Raw genomic sequence first — 758 nt, 5'->3', positions numbered from 1 at the left:
ATCACCATGGTTCCTCGTCGTCAGTCGGGTCGGGGAGTCAGCCGTCCGGCGGACTCCGTGACGGGTGCGGCCGGGGCCGTCCCGCCTTCGCCGCGGTCACCACGGCGAAGGCGGGACACCACCGTCAGACGCGGGTCCAGCGCTGGTTGGCCTGTCCGTTGCAGGACCAGATCTGGAGCTTGACGCCGTTGGCGGTCGAGTAGTTGGGGACGTCGAGGCACTTGTTCGCGCCGACGGCGGTGATGGAGCCGTCGGAGTTGAACCGCCACTTCTGGTTGTTCTGGCCGTTGCAGTCCCAGATGATCACGCTGGTGCCGTCGGCCGTTCCCGCGCCGTACGCGTCGAGGCACTTGTTGCCGTAGACGCGCAGCTCACCGGCGCTGGTGGAGGTCCACTGCTGGTTGGACTGCCCGTTGCAGTCCCAGATCTGCACCTGTGCGCCGTTGGCCTGCGAGACGCCGGTGACGTCGAGGCAGCGCCCCGACCCCACGCCACGGATGGCGCTCGTGGAGGCGGTCGGCGTCGGGCTGGGAGTGCCGCCGGGCTGGCCGATGCTGCCGTCGACCGACTGAAGCGCGGCGTACCAGGCGGCGGCCATCTTGTCGTAGCCGTTCGCGGTGGGATGGATGCCGTCGATGAGGTCGCCGGTGGTCAGCCTGCTGTGCATGTCGACCAGGTGGACGTGCTTTCCGCTGTTGGCCTTGGACTGGACGATGCCGGGGATCGCCGCGTTGAAGTTGCGGGCGGCGGCCTCCTGC

At 69.0% G+C, this 758-nt stretch carries 1 protein-coding gene; it reads right to left on the bottom strand.

The window, feature by feature from the left end; all coding sequences use genetic code 11:
* Positions 1-124: 124 nt before the first annotated feature.
* Positions 125-758, bottom strand: a 634-nt coding sequence (locus HCK04_RS40405) for a lectin (protein WP_168066707.1), incomplete at its 5' end; no start/stop codon positions are given.

Source organism: Microbispora sp. CL1-1, assembly GCF_012034195.1.
In the GTDB taxonomy this organism is placed as follows: domain Bacteria; phylum Actinomycetota; class Actinomycetes; order Streptosporangiales; family Streptosporangiaceae; genus Microbispora.
The sequence above is the reverse complement of the archived record's forward strand: the minus strand, read 5'-3'. Positions and strand labels throughout refer to the sequence as shown.